Source organism: Caldisericum exile AZM16c01, assembly GCF_000284335.1.
Lineage (GTDB): Bacteria > Caldisericota > Caldisericia > Caldisericales > Caldisericaceae > Caldisericum > Caldisericum exile.
This window is the reverse complement of record NC_017096.1, coordinates 278,867-303,034: the sequence shown is the minus strand read 5'-3', so window position 1 is coordinate 303,034 and position 24,168 is coordinate 278,867. Positions and strand designations below refer to the sequence as shown.

The 24,168-nt window shown below is 34.9% G+C and carries 26 protein-coding genes; 3 read left to right on the top strand and 23 right to left on the bottom strand.

Translation table 11 applies throughout. The features are described 5' to 3' along the window. Positions 1 to 6: 6 nt before the first annotated feature. The gene (locus CSE_RS01375; protein ID WP_014452843.1) at positions 7 to 684 is read right to left on the bottom strand and encodes a TIGR03936 family radical SAM-associated protein; all 678 of its coding nucleotides are present in this window, start codon (positions 682 to 684) and stop codon (positions 7 to 9) included. A gap of 151 nt (positions 685 to 835) precedes the next feature. Here CSE_RS01375 and CSE_RS01370 point away from each other — a divergent pair, with 151 nt between their 5' ends. Both CSE_RS01370 and CSE_RS01365 read left to right on the top strand, forming a co-directional pair. After that, positions 836 to 1,588 carry an ATP-binding cassette domain-containing protein gene (locus tag CSE_RS01370; protein ID WP_014452842.1) on the top strand — a complete coding sequence of 251 codons (753 nt, stop codon included), beginning with the start codon at positions 836 to 838 and terminating at the stop codon, positions 1,586 to 1,588. Beyond that, complete coding sequence (locus CSE_RS01365; protein ID WP_014452841.1) at positions 1,585 to 2,538, top strand: SufB/SufD family protein; 954 nt, start codon at positions 1,585 to 1,587, stop codon at positions 2,536 to 2,538. Before CSE_RS01370 ends, CSE_RS01365 begins: the two co-directional genes overlap by 4 nt. A gap of 47 nt (positions 2,539 to 2,585) precedes the next feature. Here the strand turns inward: CSE_RS01365 and CSE_RS01360 are convergent, their stop codons facing one another. From CSE_RS01360 to CSE_RS01290, 15 genes are read right to left on the bottom strand one after another with little or no spacing between them, the layout of a single operon-like run. Further along, positions 2,586 to 3,335 carry an oxygen-binding di-iron domain-containing protein gene (locus CSE_RS01360; RefSeq protein WP_014452840.1) on the bottom strand — a complete coding sequence of 250 codons (750 nt, stop codon included), beginning with the start codon at positions 3,333 to 3,335 and terminating at the stop codon, positions 2,586 to 2,588. 49 nt (positions 3,336 to 3,384) lie between these two features. Further along, on the bottom strand, positions 3,385 to 4,056 hold the full coding sequence (locus CSE_RS01355; protein WP_014452839.1) for a carotenoid biosynthesis protein: 672 nt from the start codon (positions 4,054 to 4,056) through the stop codon (positions 3,385 to 3,387). After that, positions 4,046 to 5,179 carry an N-acetylglucosamine-6-phosphate deacetylase gene (gene nagA / locus CSE_RS01350; RefSeq protein WP_014452838.1) on the bottom strand — a complete coding sequence of 378 codons (1,134 nt, stop codon included), beginning with the start codon at positions 5,177 to 5,179 and terminating at the stop codon, positions 4,046 to 4,048. The genes CSE_RS01355 and nagA overlap by 11 nt, the downstream gene beginning before the upstream one ends. After that, positions 5,169 to 6,191 carry an SIS domain-containing protein gene (locus CSE_RS01345; protein ID WP_041726013.1) on the bottom strand — a complete coding sequence of 341 codons (1,023 nt, stop codon included), beginning with the start codon at positions 6,189 to 6,191 and terminating at the stop codon, positions 5,169 to 5,171. Before CSE_RS01345 ends, nagA begins: the two co-directional genes overlap by 11 nt. Then, on the bottom strand, positions 6,181 to 7,278 hold the full coding sequence (locus tag CSE_RS01340; protein ID WP_014452836.1) for an anhydro-N-acetylmuramic acid kinase: 1,098 nt from the start codon (positions 7,276 to 7,278) through the stop codon (positions 6,181 to 6,183). The genes CSE_RS01345 and CSE_RS01340 overlap by 11 nt, the downstream gene beginning before the upstream one ends. After that, positions 7,275 to 8,324, bottom strand: a complete 1,050-nt coding sequence (locus CSE_RS01335) for a serine hydrolase domain-containing protein (RefSeq protein ID WP_014452835.1) — start codon at positions 8,322 to 8,324, stop codon at positions 7,275 to 7,277. Before CSE_RS01335 ends, CSE_RS01340 begins: the two co-directional genes overlap by 4 nt. Continuing rightward, positions 8,321 to 9,676 carry a glycoside hydrolase family 3 N-terminal domain-containing protein gene (locus CSE_RS01330; protein WP_014452834.1) on the bottom strand — a complete coding sequence of 452 codons (1,356 nt, stop codon included), beginning with the start codon at positions 9,674 to 9,676 and terminating at the stop codon, positions 8,321 to 8,323. The genes CSE_RS01335 and CSE_RS01330 overlap by 4 nt, the downstream gene beginning before the upstream one ends. Next, positions 9,669 to 10,394 carry a TIM barrel protein gene (locus tag CSE_RS01325; protein ID WP_014452833.1) on the bottom strand — a complete coding sequence of 242 codons (726 nt, stop codon included), beginning with the start codon at positions 10,392 to 10,394 and terminating at the stop codon, positions 9,669 to 9,671. The genes CSE_RS01330 and CSE_RS01325 overlap by 8 nt, the downstream gene beginning before the upstream one ends. Further along, positions 10,391 to 11,278 (bottom strand): ABC transporter permease, encoded by an 888-nt coding sequence (locus tag CSE_RS01320; RefSeq protein WP_014452832.1) that lies wholly within the window; start codon positions 11,276 to 11,278, stop codon positions 10,391 to 10,393. Before CSE_RS01320 ends, CSE_RS01325 begins: the two co-directional genes overlap by 4 nt. Positions 11,279 to 11,286: 8 nt before the next feature. After that, positions 11,287 to 12,252 (bottom strand): ABC transporter permease, encoded by a 966-nt coding sequence (locus tag CSE_RS01315; protein WP_014452831.1) that lies wholly within the window; start codon positions 12,250 to 12,252, stop codon positions 11,287 to 11,289. A gap of 54 nt (positions 12,253 to 12,306) precedes the next feature. After that, positions 12,307 to 14,505, bottom strand: coding sequence for an ABC transporter substrate-binding protein (locus CSE_RS01310; protein ID WP_014452830.1), 2,199 nt, complete (start codon positions 14,503 to 14,505; stop codon positions 12,307 to 12,309). A 15-nt stretch (positions 14,506 to 14,520) separates the two neighbouring features. Then, positions 14,521 to 15,576, bottom strand: coding sequence for an exo-beta-N-acetylmuramidase NamZ domain-containing protein (locus tag CSE_RS01305; RefSeq protein ID WP_014452829.1), 1,056 nt, complete (start codon positions 15,574 to 15,576; stop codon positions 14,521 to 14,523). Beyond that, positions 15,569 to 16,411 carry an N-acetylmuramic acid 6-phosphate etherase gene (locus tag CSE_RS01300; RefSeq protein ID WP_014452828.1) on the bottom strand — a complete coding sequence of 281 codons (843 nt, stop codon included), beginning with the start codon at positions 16,409 to 16,411 and terminating at the stop codon, positions 15,569 to 15,571. Before CSE_RS01300 ends, CSE_RS01305 begins: the two co-directional genes overlap by 8 nt. Next, positions 16,404 to 17,261: a BadF/BadG/BcrA/BcrD ATPase family protein gene (locus tag CSE_RS01295; protein ID WP_014452827.1), complete on the bottom strand. Its 858-nt coding sequence runs from the start codon at positions 17,259 to 17,261 to the stop codon at positions 16,404 to 16,406. Before CSE_RS01295 ends, CSE_RS01300 begins: the two co-directional genes overlap by 8 nt. Next, a complete protein-coding gene (locus CSE_RS01290; RefSeq protein WP_014452826.1) occupies positions 17,258 to 18,001 on the bottom strand; it encodes a GntR family transcriptional regulator in 744 nt (247 codons plus the stop codon). The genes CSE_RS01295 and CSE_RS01290 overlap by 4 nt, the downstream gene beginning before the upstream one ends. A gap of 159 nt (positions 18,002 to 18,160) precedes the next feature. On the opposite strand from CSE_RS01290, the gene CSE_RS01285 reads away from it, so the two are divergent. Continuing rightward, on the top strand, positions 18,161 to 19,192 hold the full coding sequence (locus CSE_RS01285) for an L-Ala-D/L-Glu epimerase (protein ID WP_014452825.1): 1,032 nt from the start codon (positions 18,161 to 18,163) through the stop codon (positions 19,190 to 19,192). On the opposite strand, the gene lysA is transcribed toward CSE_RS01285, so the two are convergent. The 7 genes from lysA to CSE_RS01255 form a co-directional block, all read right to left on the bottom strand. After that, positions 19,189 to 20,475 carry a diaminopimelate decarboxylase gene (gene lysA / locus CSE_RS01280; protein ID WP_014452824.1) on the bottom strand — a complete coding sequence of 429 codons (1,287 nt, stop codon included), beginning with the start codon at positions 20,473 to 20,475 and terminating at the stop codon, positions 19,189 to 19,191. The two genes, CSE_RS01285 and lysA, sit on opposite strands and share 4 nt — an antisense overlap. Further along, entirely contained in the window at positions 20,472 to 21,386 is a 915-nt protein-coding gene (locus tag CSE_RS01275) for a S66 peptidase family protein (protein WP_014452823.1), read from the bottom strand. The genes lysA and CSE_RS01275 overlap by 4 nt, the downstream gene beginning before the upstream one ends. Next, on the bottom strand, positions 21,380 to 22,174 hold the full coding sequence (locus tag CSE_RS01270; RefSeq protein WP_014452822.1) for a C40 family peptidase: 795 nt from the start codon (positions 22,172 to 22,174) through the stop codon (positions 21,380 to 21,382). The genes CSE_RS01275 and CSE_RS01270 overlap by 7 nt, the downstream gene beginning before the upstream one ends. A 407-nt stretch (positions 22,175 to 22,581) precedes the next feature. Then, complete coding sequence (locus tag CSE_RS01265; protein WP_014452820.1) at positions 22,582 to 23,262, bottom strand: P-loop NTPase; 681 nt, start codon at positions 23,260 to 23,262, stop codon at positions 22,582 to 22,584. Beyond that, complete coding sequence (locus CSE_RS08485) at positions 23,222 to 23,446, bottom strand: nucleotide-binding protein (RefSeq protein ID WP_014452819.1); 225 nt, start codon at positions 23,444 to 23,446, stop codon at positions 23,222 to 23,224. The genes CSE_RS01265 and CSE_RS08485 overlap by 41 nt, the downstream gene beginning before the upstream one ends. A gap of 10 nt (positions 23,447 to 23,456) precedes the next feature. After that, positions 23,457 to 23,834, bottom strand: coding sequence for a DUF362 domain-containing protein (locus CSE_RS08540; RefSeq protein WP_014452818.1), 378 nt, complete (start codon positions 23,832 to 23,834; stop codon positions 23,457 to 23,459). A gap of 35 nt (positions 23,835 to 23,869) precedes the next feature. Beyond that, positions 23,870 to 24,151 (bottom strand): NifB/NifX family molybdenum-iron cluster-binding protein, encoded by a 282-nt coding sequence (locus CSE_RS01255; protein WP_014452817.1) that lies wholly within the window; start codon positions 24,149 to 24,151, stop codon positions 23,870 to 23,872. Positions 24,152 to 24,168: the final 17 nt, after the last annotated feature.

The following is a 24,168-nucleotide window of genomic DNA, read 5'->3' as shown; positions in this document are numbered from 1 at the left end:
GTATGGTTAAAAATTCAAATCAAAGGGAGAAACAAGTCTTCCTTTGTCAATAACAAGCGTATTTTTCCTTACAACGTATTCAAACTCAATAGGTACAAGGCTTGAGAGGATACTTTCAAATTCATTCATTTTGATACTTCCCTCTCGTAAATATAGTGTAGTTAGAAGTATCTCAAAATGCGGATTTGTGAAGTTATAAACTTCCAGTTTATCGATAAATTTCCTTACGTCTTTTTTCTTTCCATCTCTTTCTACAATAATTTCCTGCTTTTCCGAAATCAAACTTAACGCATTTTCAATATCAGTTTGAGCAACATCTTTAAGCAGATGTCCCACTACAATATTTGTAAATATTGCCTCAAAAGAAGTTATCGATCTTGCAGAATACGGAAGTGGTTTAATTCTTTTTATTACAAGAAGATTTGAAAACGCCTCGGTAAGTTTCTTAAAAATTTTATCAAGATCAACTTCCTCTCTTAAAAAGAAATCAAAATACTCATCCTCTCCAACCATCCCAACGCTCAACGGAAATCCCAACTCCAACTGAACTCTTTTATTAAACCCTTCGGTAAATTTAAGCGGAAGACCTGTGCGTCTTAATCCACGTTCAATAACTGTCTTCATATCAAGATGCCCCAAATAAAAAATTGCATAAGGACGCTCAAAATTAACTCTTATTCTCATATTTCTATTATATAGGATTTGGTTAGTTTAGCTATAACTTCTTCAATTCTATTTAATTTTGAATTCCATAAAAGTAGTGAAATATTACCTCCTATTCTATTGTAATATATTACTTTTTGTGTTATAATTTTCTGGAAGACGAGGTGAAAAGATGCTAAAACTTGAAAACATAAGTTACATTGCGGACAATAAGTTAATCCTGAGAGACATTTCCATGGAGTTTGAAGAAGGAAAAAAATACGCAATTCTTGGTGTAAACGGTGCTGGGAAAAGCACACTTGGATACATCATAATGGGACTTGAGGATTACAAACCAACCTCGGGAAGAATTTTCCTTGATAACGAAGATATAACAAGTCTATCAATTTATGAGCGCTCTAAAAGGGGCATAACACTTGTCTTCCAAGAGCCACCGAGATTTGAAGGAATTAGTATTAGCGCGTATTTAACTCTTGGAGGAAAACTAAAAGTTGAAAGAAAAGAAATTGAAAATATTCTTGCAACAGTAGGTTTAAATCCAAAATTATACATAGCAAGAAAAGTTAATGGAAGCCTTAGTGGCGGTGAAAGAAAAAGGGTTGAACTTGCATCTATTTTAGTTTTAAAACCAAGATACGCAATCCTTGACGAGCCAGATTCAGGAATTGACATTATGAGTCTTGAAATGGTAAATAACGTACTTAGTTATATTGCTTCATACGGCGGAACACCTATTATAATTACCCACAGAGAAGAAATGGCAACAAATGTTGATTATGCCTACCACATATGTAATGGCATAGTCCTTCATAAGGGAGATGCTTTATCAGTAATTGAGGAATACAAAAAAGAGTGTGGCATATGCAACCATCCGAATGCACCTGAAAGAAATGAACAATTAACAAAAGGGGGGGTAGCAAAATGAGTGTAAATGTTGTTAATGAATACAAACAAATCATCGACACTCTTGAAAAAAATGGGTACGATGCTTCGAAATATTTTGACAAAAAAGTTGCATCAATCATCATTAGTGGGAATAGAGTTATCGGATTGAATAATGTGCAAGGCGTAAAACTTACACCAACTCAAATAGAAAATGGTGTTAAAGTGGATATGGAAATTGAAGAAGGCGTGATACTGCCAATTCCAATACATGTATGCACTGGCTATGTGGAGAAAAAGGGACTGCAAAATATCATCTTTAATATTCGTATAAGAAAGAATGCGAAAGTGAAATTCACCGCACATTGCGTGTTTCCTCAGGCCGAAGAATTCACTCATAATGCAATCTCAAATGTCATTGTTGAAGAAGGCGCTGTGATGGAATATACAGATGAACACTTTCATTCAGATCTTGGAACGATAAGCCTTAAGACAATTACAAATGCAAAGGTTGAAAAAGGTGGGATTTATAAGAATAGTTTTACACTTACAAAAACTCGGGTAGGAAAACTATATGTAGAAATGAATCTTGATCTTGGAGAACAAGCCGCAGGAGAACTTGTATCAAAGGTAAAAGGAAGCAAAACCGATGTGATTGAAATTAAAGAAACTTTAAACCTCAATGGTGCTCATGCAAGGGGAATTGCAAAATCAACGGTTGTTGCACTTGATGAAACAAAGGCAAATATAATAAATGTAGCCTATGGGAATGCTCCATATTCGTATGGACACGTAGAGTGTAACGAAATTACAAAAGGCGATAAAGTCGATGTGAAAACCGAACCAATCCTTAAAGTTGTAAACGACCTTTCGGAACTTACTCACGAAGCATCCATAGGAAGAGTAAACAAAAGACAACTTGAAACCTTAATGGCAAAAGGCTTAAATGAGGAAGAAGCAACAGAACTTATTATAAAAGGTATATTACAATAGCAAATCTAAACAATAAAACATTTAGGGGCTTACGCCCCTTTTTTAATTTATGGAAGTTTATACCAATCTGGATTTTCCTCAAGCGTTGGTTTCAAATTTTCTGCCCAATTTAAAAAGTTGTTTACCATATCTTTCCCTACATATCTTGGGCCATGTTGAGGAACAATTTGATTAACATCAAGTTGTCGCACCATATTCACCCACGATTTAATTGCAAAAGACGAGGGCATATAACGTTTATGGAAAGGCTCCATAAATTTGAGGTGTTCTGAAAAATTCTCTACGACTTCATAATCTGCGCCAAATGAAGCACCAAAATCACCTGAAAAGAGTATTAAAGAAACTGGATCATAAATTTGGAAATTTCCCTCCGAATGTAAGAAATGTGCAGGCAAAAGCACAATTTCAGAATTTGAGAGTTTAAGACGCATTCCAGAATCTTTTACTTCAATTACCCTTCCTGCTACAAGAGACTTTGAGAGAAAGTGAGGTATAAATCTTGCCCATAATTCAGAGAGAACAATCTTTGCCTCTGTTGAAACAGCCCAAAAATTAAGCGATGCACCTACATCAGGATCCTGATGGGATAAAACTATGTATCTAATTTTTTGTGGTGGCACAACAGATGCAATTTCCGAGAAAAGAAGTGAATTTATCCTTGAACCACCCGGCTCGTATAGAAGCGCATCATCTCCATCAACAATCAAAAATTGGTTTGTCTCAACCTCGTCAGAATCTTCAAAACCTGTAAACTTGTAGACTTTGTGTGTTTCATTTTCGAAAAGAGCAATTTTCACACAGAACCTCCTTAATTAAAATTTTCTCTTAAATTATACCAAAAAAGAATTATAATTTATCAAAATTAGATTTAGAAAAAAGATATAAGGAAAAAGCAACAATAACCGAGGAAAATAGCAAACTCGAAAGCGCTAACTCAATACTATAAAACACAACCGATGAAATAAAAAAGACCGATAACAATAAAATGTAAACATAAGGTGAAAGATTTATTAATCTATTATCTAATTTTGAAGAATAAAATTTGTCAACAAATCTTAAGAGAAGCGTTGTTGTTGAGACAATTACAAACCAGCCTATAAAATTCCCGAAAGGAACCCCAAAATATCCATTATTTACATTTTCCCAACTCCACAGTCCGAATCTAACAGCAACTGGGTCTATAAAAAGGTCAAAGGTTGTAACTATAAAACCATCTAAAACAACTGCAAAAAGTATGTTTAATTTTTTTGAAATGAATTGCAAATATTTTTCCCTCAATATATTTTTAATGATACAGTTTGTAAGACCATAACCGGTGAAAATAAAAATTACCCAAAATATCCAAACAAGCATTGGCAAACCAAAAACTTTAGGACGGAAAAATTCTGCATAGTGATAGCGAACTCCAAGCGGACCTCCAAAATTCATACCTATATTTTCGTATACCAGAGGCAAAAGAAATAAAATCAAAAACTTAATAAGGGTTGCAAATCTATCTTCTGAAGTTTTACTCTTCATAAACAATTTCACCATTTATAATTGTTTTCCTCACGTTAAATCCGTTATCCACACAAACAAAATTTGCAAGTTTATTAACTTTTATTTCGCCAAAGGAAAAGTTATGAATGCTTTTAAGAGGGTTTAATGATGCGGCTCTAACAGCCTGTTCGATAGAAAAATCCCCATACATAACAAGATTTTTAAAGCCCTTATCCATTGTTAAAATAGAACCTGCAAGGGTGCCATCTGAAAGTCTTGCAGTGCCATCCTTTACAAATACTTCAAAACTGCCCAATTTATAAACTCCTTCCCTAAGATTAGTTGCTTCAATTGCATCTGTAATCAAAACGACTCTGTCAGAATATGGTTTAAGAAGTTTGAGAACATAAGGAGATGTGTGGTGAGTGTCAGCAATTATCTGAAGATAAAAATCAAAATAAAGTGCACCCCCTATGACTGAAGGCTCTCTGTGGTTAAACGGCGCCATTGCATTGAAAAGGTGAGTAATTGAATTAGCACCGTTAAGGTATGCTTCTAAAACTTCTTCAAATGTTGCATCACTATGCCCAATTGATACACTTATCTCGTTTTTAACAAGAAAATTTATAACTTCCAATGCGCCTTCAACTTCTGGTGCAACAGTCAACATCTTCACATTTTTGAATTGAATTATTTCTTTTGCCTTTTCAGTATCTCCACTTATGAAAAACCTATTATCCATTGCACCTTTTTTCTTTGGGTTAATAAAAGCACCTTCCACATGCACGCCAAGTGGCACTGCGTAAAAGCCTTTGTAATCCAACTTTATGCTTTCAAGTTTCTTCTTTAAATCCTCAAACGGAATACTTACAAATGTTGGTAGGAAAGCAACAACGCCAGTTTTTGGAAGCCTCCTTGACATTTCTATGACTGCATCCATTCCACTTTCTGAAACATCAAAACCTTCAAAACCATGAATATGAACATCAACAAAGCCAGGCATAACAATAAATTGGGACAAATCAATAAAATTTCCATCAGGTCTTTTTTTGGTAATTTCAGAAATTGTGCCGTTAACTACCTTAATATAAAATTCCCCTTCAAGATAATTTGGCGTATACATTCTTGAGACTTTAAAAATTCTTACATCTTTATATTCCATATGTCACCTTCCTTAATTTTTCAGGTTTATCTGGATTTAATTTTTTTTCAATGGAAAGGTAGAACGAGAACAACTGCAAAAAAGAAGCAATATAAACAGGATATTCAAGGGTCTTTCCTTCCTTTATATAAAAATGGAACACGTTTGAAGGTAAATCTTGAAAATCAGATACAACAAGAACATCTGCATTGTAAGAAATAAGAGTTTTAAGGACTTCTAAGTTTGATTCAAATGTCTCATCATGTGGCATTAAGAGTATCACAGGAGTCTCAGGAGTTAATGAAGCAATAGGCCCATGCAAAAAATCAACCGTAGAATACCCTACAGCATTTACAAGACAAGTTTCTCTTAGTTTCAATGCAAATTCAAGCGCATTTGGATAATTAAAACCTCTTCCAAGAATTATGAAACTTTCTGCAAATCTATAACGTGTGACAAGTTTTTGTATGTCATTGGATTTCTCAATAACATTATTCACAGATTCCTTTATGCTATCAAAATCGGAAATGCCATTTAAATTATTTGCAAGGCCGAGAAAAAACAAAAGAGTTGAAGAGTAAGTCTTTGTTGCAGCAACACTGTGTTCCTTGCCTGCCTCAAGAAGAAAACTTATCTTTGAAATCTTTGCTAAAGTCGAATCGCTTTCATTTGTTATCCCAAGTGTAAGACTTCCTTCTCTATTAAAAGTTTCAATCACTTTTACAACATCAACTGTCTCTCCTGATTGACTTATCCCTACGCCAAGGACATTTTTTAAAAATGGAAAACTTCTATACCAAAGGTATAACGAAAATGATGCAAAGGAAACAGGAATTTTAAAGATAGATTCAAGAACATATTTACCAAAAACTGCTGCATTATCAGAAGTCCCCCGTGAGGCAATTATTATTGATGCTGGATTAAATTCCAAAATCTTTTCTTTTATTTCATCAAAATCTTTACGACTTTTGTATTTATCAATTACATCTAATACTTCTCGTATTTCTTTAAGCATAAAATATTCATTCTCCATATGTTAAACTCCCCATTATGTAATCGCTTTTACTTCCTGTTGTTTGAGGAAGGTGCGATTTGAGTTTTAACTTACTTCTTATCGCATAGACTCCAAATGCAACTGCCTCTTTTGCTTCACTCGGTATTCCAAAGTTATCGGAATGTTTCACCTCAAAATCATTTAGTAATCTTTTTATATTTTCCACAAGGGTTTTGTTTTTCGCTCCACCACCAGAAAGAACCAGAAGATTAAACCGTGAGTTGATAAAATTTTTTATTGAATACGCAATGGAATATGCAACAAACATATTAAGCGTTGCAATAAAGTCAAACTTATTAATTTTACCAAATTTCTCAAGAATATCGCCAAAAAACTTGTCTCCAAACTCACTTCGCCCTGCACTCTTTGGAGGTTTTTTCAAAATATATTCGTTATTTTTCAAATAATCAAGCATTTCATCATTTATTTTTCCTTGCATAGCAAATGCACCATCTTTATCAAAATCGACACCAAACAAAACTTGTGCAGATTTATCAAGCACCATATTGCAAGGTCCCATATCAAAGGCAATCACATGTGAAGGATCATTATCGGGGACAAATGTAATATTTGAAATTCCACCTAAATTTACCAAAGCAACTGGAGAAAACTTTCGGAAATAAAGGAAATCAAAGTAAGGAATAAGTGGTGCTCCAGTTCCTCCAAGCACAATATCCTTTGACCTAAAATTTGATACAACATCAATGTGATTTCTTATTGCAATAAAAGATGGCTCACCGATTTGGAGTGTTGAAATGCCACTATTATGATATATTGTCTGTCCGTGAAGACCTATAACAAAAATTTCATTGAAATCAATGCCGAAATCAGTTAAAAATCTCGAAACTGCGTGAGAAAAAATAACACCAAGTTCGTAATTCAAATTAGAAACTTCATCTACAACCCCGTGCTCAGAGACTTCCTTTATACGATTTTTTACCTCATCACTATACGGATAAGTTTTGTAGTGTAAAATATTCAAATTTTCTGCGTTAGGATCTGCTTCAATAAGTGCAATTGTAATTCCATCAAGAGATGTTCCACTCATTATTCCAAGTGCCTTCATAGTATCTCCTTATAAATGAGGTTGCCAATGATTCTTCTAAGATGCATGTGTTTATTATTTTCCCTTCCATAATAAACTCTGTTGGTTAAGATGATAATTGCAATACTACGCTTAAAATCGAAGTAAATAGATGTTCCAGTAAAACCAGTGTGCCCAATTGATTCTACTGATGCAAAATCAGGTGCAGTGCTTAAATACTTTCCCTTTATAAATCCGATGGTCCTTTCAGGTTTTAAATCCGTAGTTGCAGTTTCTTTCATAAGCACTATGGAATCTTCTGTTAGTATCCTTTTTTCATCGATACTCCCACTGTTAAGAATAAATAGCGCATACCTTTCAAGGTCGTTTAAATTGGAAAAAAGCCCTGCATGGCCACTTATACCACCAAGTGCTCTTGCGTTTTCATCGTGGACAATCCCTTTAAGGTGTTTTCCTTGAACTATCTCAGTTGAAGCAACATCGCCTTGAACAGGTCCAAAGGTTGTGCTAAACATAGAGATTTCATCAAAAAATTCTCTTGCACACTCTTTTAAATCTTTTTTGGTTATAGTCTCAATTATAAATCCCAGAAGAATAAAACCAAGATCACTATATTCAACTTTCACATTTGGAGAAGCATCTATACCAAACTTTATTATCTTGTCTATCGCCTCTTCCTTTGTAATTTGTTTAACCTCGTAAGGCTTACTGTTATCAATATTCAGGTCGTCTGAAAATAAAGGAAGCCACGGTTTTAAACCACCAGTATGCGTTAAAAGGTTCTTCAAAGTTATGTTTTCAGGAAAACCATTTACATACAAACTCACAGGGTCATTTATCGAAAGCAAACCATCCTCTACCAATTTTAGGATATAGGGAGTCGTAAAGACAACTTTAGTTAAAGATGCAAGGTCAAAGAGTGTTGCTTTAGTTATATCTTCTCCTTCTTCTTCTGTGTGTCCTTTTGTAATTTCAAAAATCCTATTTTTTCTATCTACTATGGAAACCGCTATACCTGTTGCAATTTTATTTTCTAATGCATCATCAATTACCTTTTCTAACTTCATACAGGAAGCCTCCCCAATGCTTCATATTCTCCTTTAACTACTTTCAAAGCATAATCAACTATTCTTGGGAGTGGAGAATAAGTGAGAATTATGCAGTCAGAAAATAAGAAATATTCTCTATCAAAAGGATCACCCAACAAAATCACACAAAGTTTTTTTACTTTATTCTTTATACTCTTAACAAACTTAACTACATTTTCTTGGTCAAAGGCATTATAGACTGTTATCACTACATAATCATCTGAAGATAAAGTATCTAATATCCTTTGTTTTTCCTCATCACCTATATCCGGAGAGTAATTAAACACATGCTCTCCTTTAAAATGTTCACTCAAACTAAAAAGGACAATTAATTTGAAATTTTCGGTTCCAACAAAGTCAATATCTTTATAAAGCGTGATATAGCGCTCTTCCCTTAATGGAATCTCACTTACCTTTGAATCTTCAAATTTTCTAATGTTTTCAATCCTTTCAATATGTGGGTCAAGATTTAAATGTGCCTTTTCAACTTCGTTTACCATGAGTTTCTGCAATTCAAAAGAAGAACAAACAGAAAGCATATCATTTCCTGCAAGAAGGGCCTTTAAGGGAATTTCGTGTGGTGGAAAAACAAACGCACCTCCCATTTCAAGGTCATCTGTCATAATTGGGCCAGTGTAAAACTCCCGCAAAACAGAAATGGCATTCTTTGAAAATGTAACAGGCACATTATCAAGAAAAGGGATAATGATATGCGCAGTCATTATAAAGTCAGCGATATCTTTAACTTCCCTGAAAGGTTTTAGTGCCCTTTCGAAGTAAGGATAGTCAAGTGTAAATGTAGGGATTGTCTTATGCGGGTCAATTTTTACACCGCCATAACCTATGAAGTGTTTTGCAACTGCATACACATTTGATGCATGCAAGCCTTCTATCGCATTTATTGAAAATTCAGAAACTGCATCTTCAAAACTTCCAAAACTCCTTATACCGATTGTATTTCCATCTGATAGATACACATCAACAACAGGCGCAAGGTTCATGTTTATGCCTTTATCAAATAGAATTTTCCCCATTTTAAAATAGGTTTCCTTTGCGTAAAGAGGATCAAAAGAGGAACCTATGTTCATATTTGAAAACATAAAATCATCAAATTCACTTATTCTCCTTACAATACCACCTTCACCATCAACAGAAATAATTGGATTGTCAAACTCGTTTTTGAGAATATCAATATTTTCTTCCAGTCTTTCGATATTCCTTTTAAAGAGAATAAAATTCTTTGCGCCAACACTCTTAAAGAATTTCAACCTTTCTAAGGATATGACGGATTCTTCAAAACCAAACAGAAAAATCTTTCCTATATCATTCATTGATTATCTCCCTAAATTTTTCAACCTCTTCCATGTAGAATTTCAAAACATCTCCTTCCCTCGGAATGCTTTCAATAATTATAGAAACATCACCTCGAAGATCCTTTATAAAATCTTTTACAAGGGCAAAATTAACCTTGCCTTTACCAAGTGGCAGATGAAGGTCTTTACCTTCGACTGTATCGCTTATATGCACTTTACTAATTTTTTCTAAGTATTTTTCTTTTAAAATAATTGGCTTATTAAAAATCCCGTATTTCAAAAAGTAGTGTGAGACATCAAAACAAAACTCAACTTCAAAATCTGAGAAAAAAGAAACAAAATCGTCAAAACTCGAAAAAAGAGACCCTGTTGTGTTTTCAACAATGATGTTTTTGTATCGCTCTGTAAGGTATTCAAAGGAACTTTTCATAATATTTATCGCTTGACTTACATATCCGTTAAACCGTGTAGTTAAACTTCCCTCATGAACAACCGTTTTTAAGCCAAAATCAAGTGCCTTTGAAATTTCCTTCACGCTAAACTCATTGTGCGCTTTTGAAAGGCTTGCAAGATTTGTATAAAAATATGGTGAATGAATCGAAATAGGAACGCTTACCTTTGGAATGGAAATTTCATCAAAGTCATATACAAATTCCACTTCATCTACAAAAGAAGAGTTTAACTCAAATTTTTCTCCGTTTAATAGAAATCCAATAGTTGAAAATCCTATTCTCATCTGAAAAATTTTGGATCCATTGCGTTTCTCAATCCATCTCCTATAAAGTTAAAGAGTAATACTACCAAAAAAATCATCAATCCAGGGAATACAACAAGCCACTGGGCAGTCCAAATATAAGTCTGAGCATTCATGAGCATATTTCCCCAACTTGCAGCAGGGGGTTGGACACCAAGCCCAAAAAATGAAAGTGCTGCTTCAGAGAGGATTACACCACCTAATCTCAGCGTAGACCAAACGATAAGCACATGAAACGTATTTGGAAGTATATGCTTAAAAATGATACCTGTGTCGCTTACACCAATTGCTTTAGCAGCCTCAACATATTGTTCTTCAGATACGCTCAACGCTTCTCCTCTTACAATTCTTGCAATACCAACCCATCCAAATATAACTAAAATGATAATTAACTTCAAAATAGAACTTGGCACTATTCTTATCTTTGCAGCAACCACAAGAATTGGAAACTCTGGTATTGTCATCATAATTTCATTTATCCTCATAAGCGTTAAATCAACAAAACCTTTTTTATACGCTGCAAATATACCAATAAATGCTCCAATTAATCCGGAAGTTAAAGTTACTGCAAAAGAAATTAAAAGAGATATACGCCCACCATACATGAGACGTGCAAGTTCGTCTCTCCCATTTTCATCTGTTCCAAGCAGATGAAGTCTACTTGGCGGTTGCAAAACCTCATTTAGATTTATGTAATTCGGGTCAACTCTGTAGAAAATTGGACCAAAAATTACAAAAACAAATATAAGAATTAGAAAGAAAAGTGAAATCATCGCAAGTTTGTCTTTTTTTAATCTTTCAAATACCTTATTCCAATAGGTAGATGTTTCCTTTTTAACTACTTCCTTTCTAACCTCAATATCCATTATCCACCTCAACTAAATTTAACTCTTGGGTCAAGGAAGGCATACGCAATGTCTGCAAGAAGAAGAGAAATAACAAGCATCGTAGAATAAAATACAAGAGATGCCATCGCAACCATATAGTCGTTATTCATAACTGCGCTTATAACCAAACTTCCCATGCCAGGAATTGAAAAAATTTGTTCAACAATTGCAGAGCCACTAAAAAATCCAGGAAAAGAAAGGAAAAAGAGTGTTACAATGGGATTTAAAGAATTTCGAAAAACATGTTTCCTTAAAACAACACTCTCCGGAAGGCCTTTTGCACGGGCAGTTCTAACATAATCCTTCTTAAGCATTTCAAGGACAGAAGAACGAGTATATCTCACCCAGCCCGTAAGACCACCAAAACCTAAAACAATAAAAGGCATAACAATATATTTAAGTCTATCAATAACTCTTGGAAGAAATGACGCATTTTCCATTCCGGGAGTCATAAAGCCTCCAGGTGGAAGCCAGTGTAATTTAACCGAAAAAAGAATCATAAGCATCAAAGAAAGCCAGAAAGAAGGCATCGCAAGACCTATATAGGAAAGGACAGTGAAGAAATTATCTAAAAATGACCGCTGTCTTAATGCGGATGCAAAACCAATTAAAACTCCCACAATAAGAGAGAAAGTAAATGTAAAGATATTAATTGAGAGGGTAATGGGCATTGCTCGTTTAATTAAAGTAATTACAGGCTCACCAGTAACTGCTGAGATTCCAAAATTACCTCTTACAACCTGCGAAAGCCAAAAGAAGTACCTCACGAGGACAGGTTTATCAAAGCCATACGCTTTTTCAAGGTATTGGACATACCCCTGATTTATAAATGGATTTGCTCTCAATTCCGCAAACGGATCACCCATAAGGCTGTAAAAAATAAACGCAATGAATGTAATTACAAAAAGTTCAGGTATCAGAATTAAAACTCTTCTTGTAATATACTGCCTCATCTAAACCTCCACAAGTTTTAGAGGGCCCAAAAAGAAGGGCCCTCATCTTTTCGATTAGTTATCAAGATACCAGAAGGAGGCATTCCACGTGTATCTGTTAATACCACCTTTTGATCCGATATAGTTCTTGAATTCCTTCCTTATTGCGGAAATTCCAACTCTTTCAAGCCATGGAATTTCGGGAAGTTCTTCTGTAAAGATTTCCTGGAATTTTCCATAGTACTGTTTTGCAAGTTCTCTATCGAGTGTGGAGTATGCAAGGTTTGCGTATTTTGTTGCTTCCTCATTGCACCATCTTGACCAGTTCAGGCCTGAATAGTTATTTTCAGATGTAGGTATTTGATTGCACTTGTATGAGTCAAGTTTTCCTGGGAAGAGTGGATCTTCAATCCAACCTGCAAAGTAAAGGTCAACCTGCGCCTGAGGAATAACTCTTCCATAGTAAGTTGATATTGGATAAGATGCAATATTCACCTTAATTCCAAGTTTTTGTAATTCAGATTGAATAAATACACCTGCTTGTTTCGAAGATGTTGCAGTGGTAGTGCCCAATGTTACAACAAATTCTTTACCATCTTTTGAAACCAAAACTCCATTTGAGCCCATTGTAAAGCCTGCTTCTGCAAGGAGTTGTTTTGCCTTATTGAAATCATAGTAGTATGTCTTTGCTTTTGGGTTATATGCCCAACTGCTCTTCATAATTGGACCAGTTGCTCTTGGAACATCAAATCCGTAGTACTGTTTTCCATAGGCTTCCATGTTTATACCATATGCAATTGCCTGTCTTACTCGCTTATCTGAAAGAAGTGGATTTGTTGTAATGCAACCGATGTATGTGAGCCCACCCTCACTAAAGGAAACATACACATTAAACTTATTGCTGTTCTTTAAAACCGGCATCTGTTGTGGATCAATACTACTTGCAAGTATCGTTCCTGCCATGAGGTTTGCAAGTCTTGTGTTAGCGTCTGGAATGTATTTAATAACAATTCTATCAACAAGCGGTTGCCCCCAAGGATAGTAGGGGTTTCTCACAAAGGAAATATAGGAGTTCTTAACCCACTTCTCTAACATAAATGGTCCATTTCCAAGAGGTTGAGTATTAAAATCACATGTGTTAATAAGACTTGGATCTTTATCGTAAATTGGCTTCAAAATATGCTCTGGTAAAACACCTCTTCCCAAAATGTACTGAGGATCGACAACCTTATAGTAATAAACAAGAGTTGAACTATTTGGTGCTTCAACATGGTCAATGAAGTTTGCCCACATACTCGAAGCAGAAACAACCTTAACTTGTGGATCTTGAAGGAGCTTTTCGGTAAATATATAATCATTAACTGTGACAGGCTGTCCATCTGCCCACTTTAAACCACCCCTTAAATGGTAGGTAACCTTCATTCTCTTCTCACCATTAACCTCGTAAACACTTACAAGACCATTTTGAACTGTGGGCACTTCTTTTGCTGCAAGAGGATACACACTTTCGTTTTCATCAAGGCCAATGAGGTTTGCAAACTGCAAAAGCCAATAATCACCTGATGCACCAATTTTTGCAAGAGGAAGGAAAAGCGAATCTGCTTCTGTTCCAGATGCAAGGTTTATCGTGCCACCAACTTTAACGGGCTTAAGAATTTTATAGATTGCATTTGCAACTTCTGCTCTTGTTGCATTTGCATTTGGCGCTGCATTTCTTCCTGCCCTGTAATTAAGCAACTGATAGTGATTGTTATACGCAAGACTCATTGCACCTATTGCATACTTCGGAATGCTTGCTTCGTCATTCGAGAAAACTAAGGGTTCTTTATACTTCTGTGCTTCGCTTTCTTTACCAAGAACTCTTACAAGAAGAACTGCAAGGTCTGCTCTCTTTATGTTTTCCTTGGGTTTAAATGTACCATCTGGAAATCCTTTAATGTAACCAGATTTTACTGCCGCTTCAATAAATCCATAAGACCAAGAAGAAGGACTTACATCTTTGAAGGTTGGTTTTGCAGGCTTAAACTCAGTTATTCCTTTCGATAGACAAATGATCTTTGCAAGTTGTTCTCGTGTAACAGGATCATCAGGTTTGAAAAGTCCTTGCCCTACTCCAGAAATAATCCCTTTACCCGACAAGAATGTAATCGCCTCATACGCCCAATAGTCACCTTTTACATCAGAAAATCCCTGCGTTGCTGCATTAAGTGGAGAAACTGCAAGTCCACTTGCAAGTAGCAACACAGTAAGCAATACTGCTACTAACTTCTTCATACGCACCTCCTCGCGTTATTTATAAATTTCATTTAAAAACACACTTCCTTTAATACGCTCTTCTTCATAAAATTTGTATATATTACCCAATTCCAAATTTTCAATCAAGTTAGGATAAATTAAATCAAGATATAGATTACCCGAATCATCTTTTGAAAATTCAAAGCCATTATCAAAGAAAAATTTTACTAAGTTAAACCCAAAAAACATTTGGTCAAAATTATCTTTATCATAAACGAAAAATTCTACACCGTAAAGTATCTCTCCCCTCAATGTATCAAAACATGGTTTCTGAATTGTTTCATGAAATAGAACCCCTTTTAAATCAAGAGACTTTAAAAACTCTACAAATTCTTTTGCAATACGTTTGTCTTCCAACAGAACCATTCTAAAGGGTTTATTTGTGCCTCTTCCAACGGAAACATACTTGAAGCCTTCAAGAAGAACAAGTGAAGGATATAGTAAAACCGATTGAAAAGAGTTTAGATTTTGTGAAACATTGCTTAAAAATTTTTCCATTTCCTCGTATGTTGGATTACCTTCGGTTTCAAAAACTTCAATCTCCGCGCCAAATTTTCTTCCAAAAAACTTTGCAAGGCTCCCAACCGACACACCATACAAAAACGGAATATCTTTCGGGCATACAATACTATCAGTATGACAAGAAGAGCCAAACGCTTTTCCAACCGGGTTAAATCTATCAAATACAACTACTTTAAGATGCTTTTTTGCAGCCATCTCAATAATACTTTTTATGTTGTGTACATATGTAAAACATCTAACACCAACATCTTGGATATCAACCAAAACACCATCAACCCCATCAAGAAGGTCTTCTTTAAATGTAGGATATATGGGATATATTTTTTTCCCGCTAAAATACTCATAGTAAGACTCAAAGTCTTTTCCTCTATCAACTTCAAGATACATTCCATGCTCTCCTACAATTACAAAAAGTGGATCGAGTATTTCGATATTTCTCCTAAACATAGAATCTACGCCTGATGCATTTGTAAAAAGGGCAAAATTTTTAAAACTACTTTTAACTTTGTCAATGCCAATCTTAGCCATATGCCTTCCTGAAAGAATAGTTATTTTTTTTAAGCAACTCTTTTGCTTCTTCTAAAGTTATTCCCTTTTTAATCATAAGGAGAGCAATCCTTGGATCTTTTACGCTCTCTACAAGTTTCAAGGCATCTTTAATTGGTAATCCGCTAATTGTTGATACAATAGTTGCAGACCTCTCGATAAGTTTCTTATTTGTAGGATTTACACTTACCATGAGATTGCCGTATGTGTATCCAAGTTTCATCATAGAAATTGTTGAAATCATATTTAAAACAATTTTTTGAGAAGTGCCTGCTTTCAAGCGCGTAGAACCAATTATAAATTCCTCACCTGTGCCAAGAATCACATGATAATCAACAAAATCATAATTAACCTTGTTGTTTGCAATCAAAGAGGTCTTACTTCCAAGTGATTTAGCATATTTCAAAGCACCAATAACAAACGGTGTTTTGCCACTTGCAGAGATACCTATTAGAATATCTTTATTTGAGAAACCTTTTCTTCGTAGTGCCATAGCGCCGAGTTTTGAGTTATCTTCAAGATTTTCTTTCGCAGTAAAAACTGCCTTTATGCCTCCTGCCATTACAGGAACAAATAGATCGTTTCTCGAAAATGTTGGACCTATTTCCGAAGCATCAAGCACCGCAATTCTTCCACTTGTGCCCGCCCCTATGTAAAAAACTTTTCCGCCATTTTCAATGACACTTACAACTGCATCAATTACTTTATTTATATCGTCTAATGCATTTTCTATTGCAGAAAAAACCTTTTTATGATCTTCCAAGAAAAGTTTTGTTAGAGTTTCAACATCTTTTAAATCAAGATGCTCATCATACATGTTCTTCCTCCAAATGAGCCATTTCGAGCACTGCAACTTCGTTTGGCATTTTTCTTTCTGCTAATTCTACATTTATGCGTTTTCCAAGGATGTTTAAGAATGTTTGACGGAAATATACTGAATATTCAAATACTCCGCCTGAAAGTCCTATTCTCACATTGCTTTCAAATCCAAGTTTAAAGATTGCTTTCAAAGTCTCTCTTGCAAGAGAAATTGATGATTTCCTAACAACGGGATTTTGTGGGTCTTTTTTTAGAACAAACGCACTAAAATCGGCAATATTTTTAACAACATTCCCCGAATAAATCTTTTCTATAATAGTATTTACATTAACTTCCTTAAAGTAGTCTTCTATAAGTTTTGTTTCTTTCGAATTTTTCCCAAGTTGCATTTGCGATAGTCCTTTTGATAGATAACTTTTCCCTATATCAAAGCCAGAGCCAACATCAGAAATTGCAAAACCAAGACCACCATAAAAAAGAGACTTATTAGCTAACTTACCAAAAATTGAAGAACCCGTCCCAGAAATCACAACAACACCATCGGAATTCTCAAAGAAACTAAAATGGACCACCTGTAAATCAGAAAAGATGAATATCTGTGTTGAAAAATCCCTGAGTGCATCAAATACAATCTTCTTAAATCCTTCCTGCAGGCCACCTGCCATACCTACCGCAATAAGGTCAAATTGCAAAATATTTAGAGTGCTAACTGCTTCGTAAAGCCTCTTACTTAAATCCTTTGAAGAAGTTGGATTTGCAGGATAATCAAAGTTAATACTATTGATGGTGTTATCCTGGACAACTGCAAAACGAATTTTACTTCCTCCAAGGTCAATACCCAGTTTCACACTATTCTCCTCAGGTGTAAATTAATTCTATAAATGTCCCCACGGTATACGGACCTTACAAACTCCAATATTTCACCTGATCTATCAAACGTACGTCTTCTAATTCTAAAAACTGGCGCACCTTCCTTAATACCCAAAAGCGAAATTTCGTCGCTTTTTACAAGCGATGCTTCAACTGTTTCTTCTGCATAAAATGGTTGCACTCCAAACTTCTCAACGAATGTTGCATAAAGAGAGCTTCTTTCGTCAAAGTTATCGAGTAAGCCTTTAAAATTTTCATATTTTATGAATGCCTCTTCAATTGAAACTGGAAGGCCGTTTGAAAATCTAATTCTCTTTAGTCTGTAAACGCTATCTCCTGCCTTAATCAAAAGTTCCTCTGCAACTTCGCGTGTTGCATTCTCAACGCCAATGTGAAGAATCTTTGAAACTGGATCAAAACCCGATGATTTCATTTCTTCAGAAAAACCAAGAAGCCGATCGGAAGGGTGGTTAAAGATAACTTTTGAAACAAAAGTTCCTTTCCCTTTTTCAATGTAAAGGTATCCCATAGAAATGAGTCTTGAAATTGCCTGCCTTACAGTATTTCTGCTTACGCCAAATATCTCCATAAGTTCATTTTCAGGAGGGATTGGTTCGCCTTGTTTGAATTCTTTTGAGTCTATTAATTCTCTAATGCCTTCTGCAACTTGAAGGTAAAGAGGAACGGCACTTGTTTTATCAATTTTCTTTAAAGCCATACCAACGTCCCAACATTATTTTAGTTAATTTTTAATAAAAATCAAGTGCAATAAAAACAAAGGTTTTATCTATATTAAAGCACCTCCTTAATAAAGGCTTAACAAAACTTTAGAAAACACAAAAATCAAAACTGCATATAATATTGCAAGGAGGTTAAAATGGGAAAAATTAAAAATATATCCTTAAAACAAATTACAACAAAATTTAAAAAGCCATTCCATGTAACAAATAGCATAAGCACCGAGGCTATAAACATAAGGGTTTTTACGGAACTTGAATCTAATGTTATCGGTGTTGGTGAAGCATCACCTTCCTTTAGAGTAAATGGTGAAGAAATCAATGCACTTCTTTCAATGGAAAATTTCTTAAATACACTACTAAACGGAGAAGATGTAAAATCTTTTAGAAAGTGCTTCTTAAAAACTTCAAAACTACTTGCAACACCAAGTTTAAAGGCTGCAGTTGAGTTTTCAATAATAGATGCACTTGCTAAGGAACTGGGTACAACTCCTCACATCATTTTTGGAGGGGCAGAAACTTCTCTTGAAACAGATAAAACCGTAAGCATAGAGCCATTAGAAGAGAGAGTTTCTGATACAATCGAAATTTTTAATGAAGGTTTTAGAATTATAAAAGTGAAAGTTGGAGAAAATCTCAAAGAGGACATTGAAGCAATGCTTAGAATCTCCAAAGAAACAAAAGGTGCAAAATACATAGTAGATGCAAATATGGGATATACTCCAAAAGAAGCACTAACCTTTGAAAGAGAAATGTATAGAAATGGCGTGGATATCGCAATCTTTGAGCAACCAGTTGCATACTTTGATTTTGACGGTCTCAAATATGTGCGTTTCCATTCACACTACCCCGTCGCAGCAGATGAAAGCGTGAAAACCCCAATGGATGCCCTTCGTCTAATTCAAAACGAGGCTGTAGATTTCTTTAATATAAAGTTAATGAAATCTGGAATATCGTCAGCGCTTTCCATTGTTGAACTTGCAAAAACTTCAAATATTGGCCTTATGATTGGTGCAATGGCAGAGACAAGTATAGGAATAACTCAAAGTGTTCATTTTGCTCTTGGTGTTGGTGGATTTAAATATTTTGATCTTGATACAATCTTCTTGCTTAATGAAGAGAAATTCGAGGGAAACTTCATCGTAGAAAAACCGTTCTACAGAATTGCCTAAATATCGTTTTGGATGACTTGTTCGTAGGTTTCCCGCTTTACGATGAGTTTGTATGTGCCACTTGAAATAGCAACAACTCCTGGACGTGGAAACCTATTATAATTAGAAGCCATTGAATAAGTATATGCACCTGCTGAAAGCATAACAAGGTAATCTCCCTCTTCAACACTTTCAAGCAGCACATTTAACGAAACAATATCCCCTGATTCGCAATATTTTCCAAAGATTGAATATTCTTTAACTTCTCTTCCTAAACGTTTTAAATTTATCACGGTGTATTTTGCGCCATACAGGGGAACTCTTATGTTATCCCCCATACCGCCATCAACAAAAAGGTATTCTTTGTCTTTAACTTTCTTTTTTCTTACGACTTTATAAATTATAACACCCACATCTCCAATGAGAGATCTTCCCGGTTCTATTAAAATTTTTATGTCTTCAAGATTAGTTAAATGTTTTAAAAGGCCTCTCTTAATTGCTGATACAAAGTCGCTTTTGCTTACCGATAAGTCAGACTCTGTATATACAATTCCAAAACCACCACCTACGTTTAGTTCTTTTGGAGTATATCCAAATTTTTCCTTTACCTCTTTTAAGAATGATGAAACCTCTTCTGCACTTTCTTCAAATGAATTTACATCAAGTATCTGAGAACCAATGTGATAATGGAATCCTTTCAAATTAATATCTTTATGGTTGAGGCATTTGGAAATCAAAAGAAACGCTTCATCAAAAGTTAAACCAAATTTCGATTCAAGATGTCCTGTCATAATATAAGTATGCGTTTTTGCGGCAATACCTGGTTTTATCCGCAATAAAATATTTGCTTTCGTTTGCAAAATAGAGGCAATTTTTATAATTGATTCAAATTCGCTTTCATTGTCAACAACGATATTTATACCTTTTCGTAATGCAAACTCAATGTCTTCATCTGTTTTGCTGTTGCCATGAAAATACAAATTCTTTGGATCAAAACCAACTGAAAGTGCGGTAAGAATCTCCCCCATAGAGACAACATCGGCGCCTATATTTTCACTTTGAAGAATTCGATAAACCTCCTTAACAGAAAAAGCTTTACTTGCATATAAAATAGAAAACTCTTTGAAATTTTTGCTTAGTGCGTTCCTAAAATCGTTAATATTTTTAATAAATACATCCTCAGAAATCACATAAAGAGGCGTTCCAAATTTGTTAGCGATTTCCAAAAGGTTCACAGAGGAAAAATGAAGAAAACCCCTTTCGTCATATGTTAAATCAAAAGATTTTAAAAACTCGTCTTTCATATTACACTTCCCTCAAGGATTTTCAAAGTGCCACTTTCAGAATTAACTTCGCTTAACACACCAAGTGGCAGTGGAATAAAAATCTCTCCGTGCCCGGAAGGGAAATTTAACAACGTTGGCTTTCCTGTCTTTATAATATATTCGTCAAAGATTTCTTCAAGCGTTAAAAATTTTCTTCGTTTATCCTTTGGTGTTATGTCCACCATATCACCTATCACGAAACCATTTGCTTCTTCTAACTTTTTTGTAAGTTTAAGATGTAAAAGCATTCTATCGATATCGTGGTTATGTTCCTCTACTTCCTCCATAAAAAGAATGTTTCCTTTTGTCACAATTTCAAATTCAGTTCCCAAAAGAAGGTCTATAAGAGTAAGAGTGCCCCCAACAAGCAAACCTCTTGCGCTGCCCTTGTTTAATACTTTTACTTCGTCTCTTTTGAATATCGGCGTAAAGTCTTTATCCATAAGATATCTCATAAGGATATCTGAATTTTCGTTTTTACCAAGATCAACCATTGGCATCTGCCCGTAAAATGTTATAAGATGTGTCTTCTTTTGAATTGCAAGATGCAGTGCAGTTATATCAGAATATCCAACTAAAATCTTAGGATTTTTTTTGATTATAGAAAAATCAACATACGGAAGGATTCTTCCACTCCCATAACCACCACACGAAGAAAAAATCGCCCTTATGCTCTTGTCTTCAAAATAGGTGTTTAGTGCATTTGCTCTTTCAATATCACTACCTGCAAGATATCCATATTCATTAAATACGTTTTTATCCACAACTACTTCAAAACCAAAACTTCTTAGGTAGTTAATACCTCGTTCAAAGTGCTCCTTGAATGGAGTGCTTGCAAGAGACACAACCGCAACCCTATCTCCACTTTTTAATTTTCCTGGCTTTACCATTTGATTCTCCCTACACTGTTTAATTTTTCAATCCAATATTCATCGAAATTGGTTATTTGAACCTTAGGCACATTGAATGTTGTTGCGTGAATAAACTTTTTATTTCCCATATAAAGTCCAACATGATCAATTTTATTTTTCCCGAAAAACAGAAGATCACATGGAGAAAGTTCAATACTCGATAATTGGAAGGTCTGTAATACATTGCTTTCAGCTTGCATATAAGCATCACGTGGAAGTTTGTATCCATTCAATTTAAAAACGGTTTGGATAAATCCTGAGCAATCAAAACCAAATGGAGTTTTTCCGCCCCAAAAATATGGCACATTCAAAAACATTAAAGCAGTTTTTAGAATTTCTTTACAGTTTTTCTTTTCATATTCAAATGGAAATTTTTTTGTGGTGATTGTGTTTTTATGAATGTAGAATTTAGTACCGCTAAAATTCTCCACAATTCTATAATCTCCCTCGATAATCCCTTTATCGTATAACACACTTCCAATCGGTAACGAATAAATAACTCTTGATTTTACGGAAGGTTTTTCATATCCAAAGGCAACTTTCTCTATTATTACGACAGCAGGCATTCCAAGTATTTCAAAATCAACGAAAATATCTTTTTTAACGAACCCTGTGTAGCCATCTTCAGCCTTAATTCTAACAAAGTCCTTGAAGAAATCTAAAACTACAATCCTTTCTCCCATCAAAACTTGGGAGACAACCTCCATGTCATCTACATCTTTATACATATTAGAAAACGGTACATTAACAACGTAATATTTTTCCATTTTATCTATCGGTTTTTAGCTTATTATGGTATTTTACTAAAAAAATCCTCTTTTATAAAATTTAACTCTACAACCATTAGCGCTTCTTTTTTGAGTGATAACCGAGTGTTTGCTTCAATAACAGCAAAGAAGCAAGGCAGCAAAATTTATCGTAGACATTGAAAAAGGAAAAATAAATAAGTAGAAGGCAAAAACTTCATAACCCATTAAGCAAAGGCACTATATTTTTTAATATGCGCTCAAATTATACATTGAACCTTTGTTTTAAGTAAGAAACATATAATGAAAGCGTGTAGAATTACTCAATTTAGGTCAAGGGTAATTTACAAGGTTTTCAACATAAAAAATCCTACAAAACTGCGTTTTGAACCATTTTAAGGCATTTTTAGGAGCAAATACTTTCAAAACTAAGTCGCTAAAATTTTTGTGACCTTTTGGAAGATATCTTTTATTACAGCAACTACAGGACTATCTCTATTGTATTCAACTACAGGGACACCCTCAACCATCGCTTCTGTTACGATAGGGTCAAAGGGGATTTTACCCAGAACTAATATGTTGTTTAGCGCACAATATTTTTCTGTCCTTTGAGTATTTTCCTCATTTATGTCGTATTTATTTATTACAACAAGAGGCGTAATTGTAAAGTGCTTTAAAAGTTCTAAAAGCCTTTCGAGGTCGTGTATCCCAGATTCGGTAGGTTCTATTACAACAAGTGCGTAATTAACCTTTGTAATAGATGAGATTAAAGAGCAACCAATCCCGGGAGATCCATCAATTATAACAAGCGATTTTTTATTTTCCTGTGCGACTATGCTTGCAAAAAGTCTTGTCATTATAACCAATTTTCCAGAGTTTTCCTCTCCTGGAAAAAGGAATGCATGAACCATCGGACCATATTTTGTCTCTGACACATAGATTTCCCCTGCCTTACGTTGTGTAAATGTAATTGCAGAAACAGGACAAACAATCCCACAAACTCTACACCCTTCACAAGAAAATGGACCAACATTAAAGTCGCTATCAATTGCATCAAATCTACAACTTTCAATACAAGCGCCACACCTTACACAAAATATTTTTATCAATACTTGCAAGCTTAGAACCATAAAAATCTTTAGTCTTAAGAATCGTTGGTTTTAAAAGAAGGTATAAATCAGGTGCATCAACATCGCAATCCACAACAACCGCATCAAAAGGGAGCGCTGCAAGAGATGCTGTAAGTGTTGTTTTACCTGTGCCACCTTTACCGCTTGCAATAGATATTACCATAATCCACCCTTTAATTCAAACTGATTGCATTTCTTGGACAGACCTGCACGCATTCACCACAACCTGTGCATTTTTCTCGATCAATCTTTGCAATCCTATTTATGATACTTATCGCACCAAAATTACATACGTTTGCACAAATACCACAACCAACACATCTTGCAACATTGACGTTTGCTTTCTTTGTAGAGGTTTGAGTATTAATTGGACTATTTTCGATGTTTTTTTCTGTCATAATTCTAGGCGTCTCACTTTTAACTTCGGGTTGATTGCTTAAAAACATTCTCCCATAACCCATTCCTCTACCATGTCCTAACCGCAAACCTCTACCGTAGCCTCTTCCTTGCCTTCTTTTATGTGGACCAACACCATTCAAAATATAACGCATACTAAATTTCACCTCTCTTTAGCTTTTCTATTGTTTCATCTTACCACGCCTGAAACTCCAGTTATAATTCTAATGACACTACTTTTTAGAGCTTGTTCTGCGTTTGGTCCAGCATTTCCGCTAACCAAAATTTGAACTCCCTCATCAATGAGGAATTGTGCTGTATTCACCCCTGCACCTCCCTGACGTCCTGCGCCACTATTATCAATCGCTTTAAACTGCATAGGATCGCCAATAATAAAATACGGGCATCTCCCAAATCTTGGGTCTACCATTGAGTCAAGCGTATTTCCACTTGAGGTTATTGCAATAATCATTTTTCACCTCCCAAAAT

Bases quoted from the DNA above. Each gene is read 5' to 3' on its own strand.
- CSE_RS01375 (WP_014452843.1), bottom strand. From the start codon at position 684: ATGAGAATAAGAGTTAATTTTGAGCGTCCTTATGCAATTTTTTATTTG.
- CSE_RS01370 (WP_014452842.1), top strand. From the start codon at position 836: ATGCTAAAACTTGAAAACATAAGTTACATTGCGGACAATAAGTTAATC.
- CSE_RS01365 (WP_014452841.1), top strand. From the start codon at position 1,585: ATGAGTGTAAATGTTGTTAATGAATACAAACAAATCATCGACACTCTT.
- CSE_RS01355 (WP_014452839.1), bottom strand. From the start codon at position 4,056: ATGAAGAGTAAAACTTCAGAAGATAGATTTGCAACCCTTATTAAGTTT.
- nagA (WP_014452838.1), bottom strand. From the start codon at position 5,179: ATGGAATATAAAGATGTAAGAATTTTTAAAGTCTCAAGAATGTATACG.
- CSE_RS01345 (WP_041726013.1), bottom strand. From the start codon at position 6,191: ATGGAGAATGAATATTTTATGCTTAAAGAAATACGAGAAGTATTAGAT.
- CSE_RS01340 (WP_014452836.1), bottom strand. From the start codon at position 7,278: ATGAAGGCACTTGGAATAATGAGTGGAACATCTCTTGATGGAATTACA.
- CSE_RS01335 (WP_014452835.1), bottom strand. From the start codon at position 8,324: ATGAAGTTAGAAAAGGTAATTGATGATGCATTAGAAAATAAAATTGCA.
- CSE_RS01330 (WP_014452834.1), bottom strand. From the start codon at position 9,676: ATGAATGATATAGGAAAGATTTTTCTGTTTGGTTTTGAAGAATCCGTC.
- CSE_RS01325 (WP_014452833.1), bottom strand. From the start codon at position 10,394: ATGAGAATAGGATTTTCAACTATTGGATTTCTATTAAACGGAGAAAAA.
- CSE_RS01320 (WP_014452832.1), bottom strand. From the start codon at position 11,278: ATGGATATTGAGGTTAGAAAGGAAGTAGTTAAAAAGGAAACATCTACC.
- CSE_RS01315 (WP_014452831.1), bottom strand. From the start codon at position 12,252: ATGAGGCAGTATATTACAAGAAGAGTTTTAATTCTGATACCTGAACTT.
- CSE_RS01310 (WP_014452830.1), bottom strand. From the start codon at position 14,505: ATGAAGAAGTTAGTAGCAGTATTGCTTACTGTGTTGCTACTTGCAAGT.
- CSE_RS01305 (WP_014452829.1), bottom strand. From the start codon at position 15,576: ATGGCTAAGATTGGCATTGACAAAGTTAAAAGTAGTTTTAAAAATTTT.
- CSE_RS01300 (WP_014452828.1), bottom strand. From the start codon at position 16,411: ATGTATGATGAGCATCTTGATTTAAAAGATGTTGAAACTCTAACAAAA.
- CSE_RS01290 (WP_014452826.1), bottom strand. From the start codon at position 18,001: ATGGCTTTAAAGAAAATTGATAAAACAAGTGCCGTTCCTCTTTACCTT.
- CSE_RS01285 (WP_014452825.1), top strand. From the start codon at position 18,161: ATGGGAAAAATTAAAAATATATCCTTAAAACAAATTACAACAAAATTT.
- lysA (WP_014452824.1), bottom strand. From the start codon at position 20,475: ATGAAAGACGAGTTTTTAAAATCTTTTGATTTAACATATGACGAAAGG.
- CSE_RS01275 (WP_014452823.1), bottom strand. From the start codon at position 21,386: ATGGTAAAGCCAGGAAAATTAAAAAGTGGAGATAGGGTTGCGGTTGTG.
- CSE_RS01270 (WP_014452822.1), bottom strand. From the start codon at position 22,174: ATGGAAAAATATTACGTTGTTAATGTACCGTTTTCTAATATGTATAAA.
- CSE_RS08485 (WP_014452819.1), bottom strand. From the start codon at position 23,446: ATGGTAATATCTATTGCAAGCGGTAAAGGTGGCACAGGTAAAACAACA.
- CSE_RS08540 (WP_014452818.1), bottom strand. From the start codon at position 23,834: ATGCGTTATATTTTGAATGGTGTTGGTCCACATAAAAGAAGGCAAGGA.
- CSE_RS01255 (WP_014452817.1), bottom strand. From the start codon at position 24,151: ATGATTATTGCAATAACCTCAAGTGGAAATACGCTTGACTCAATGGTA.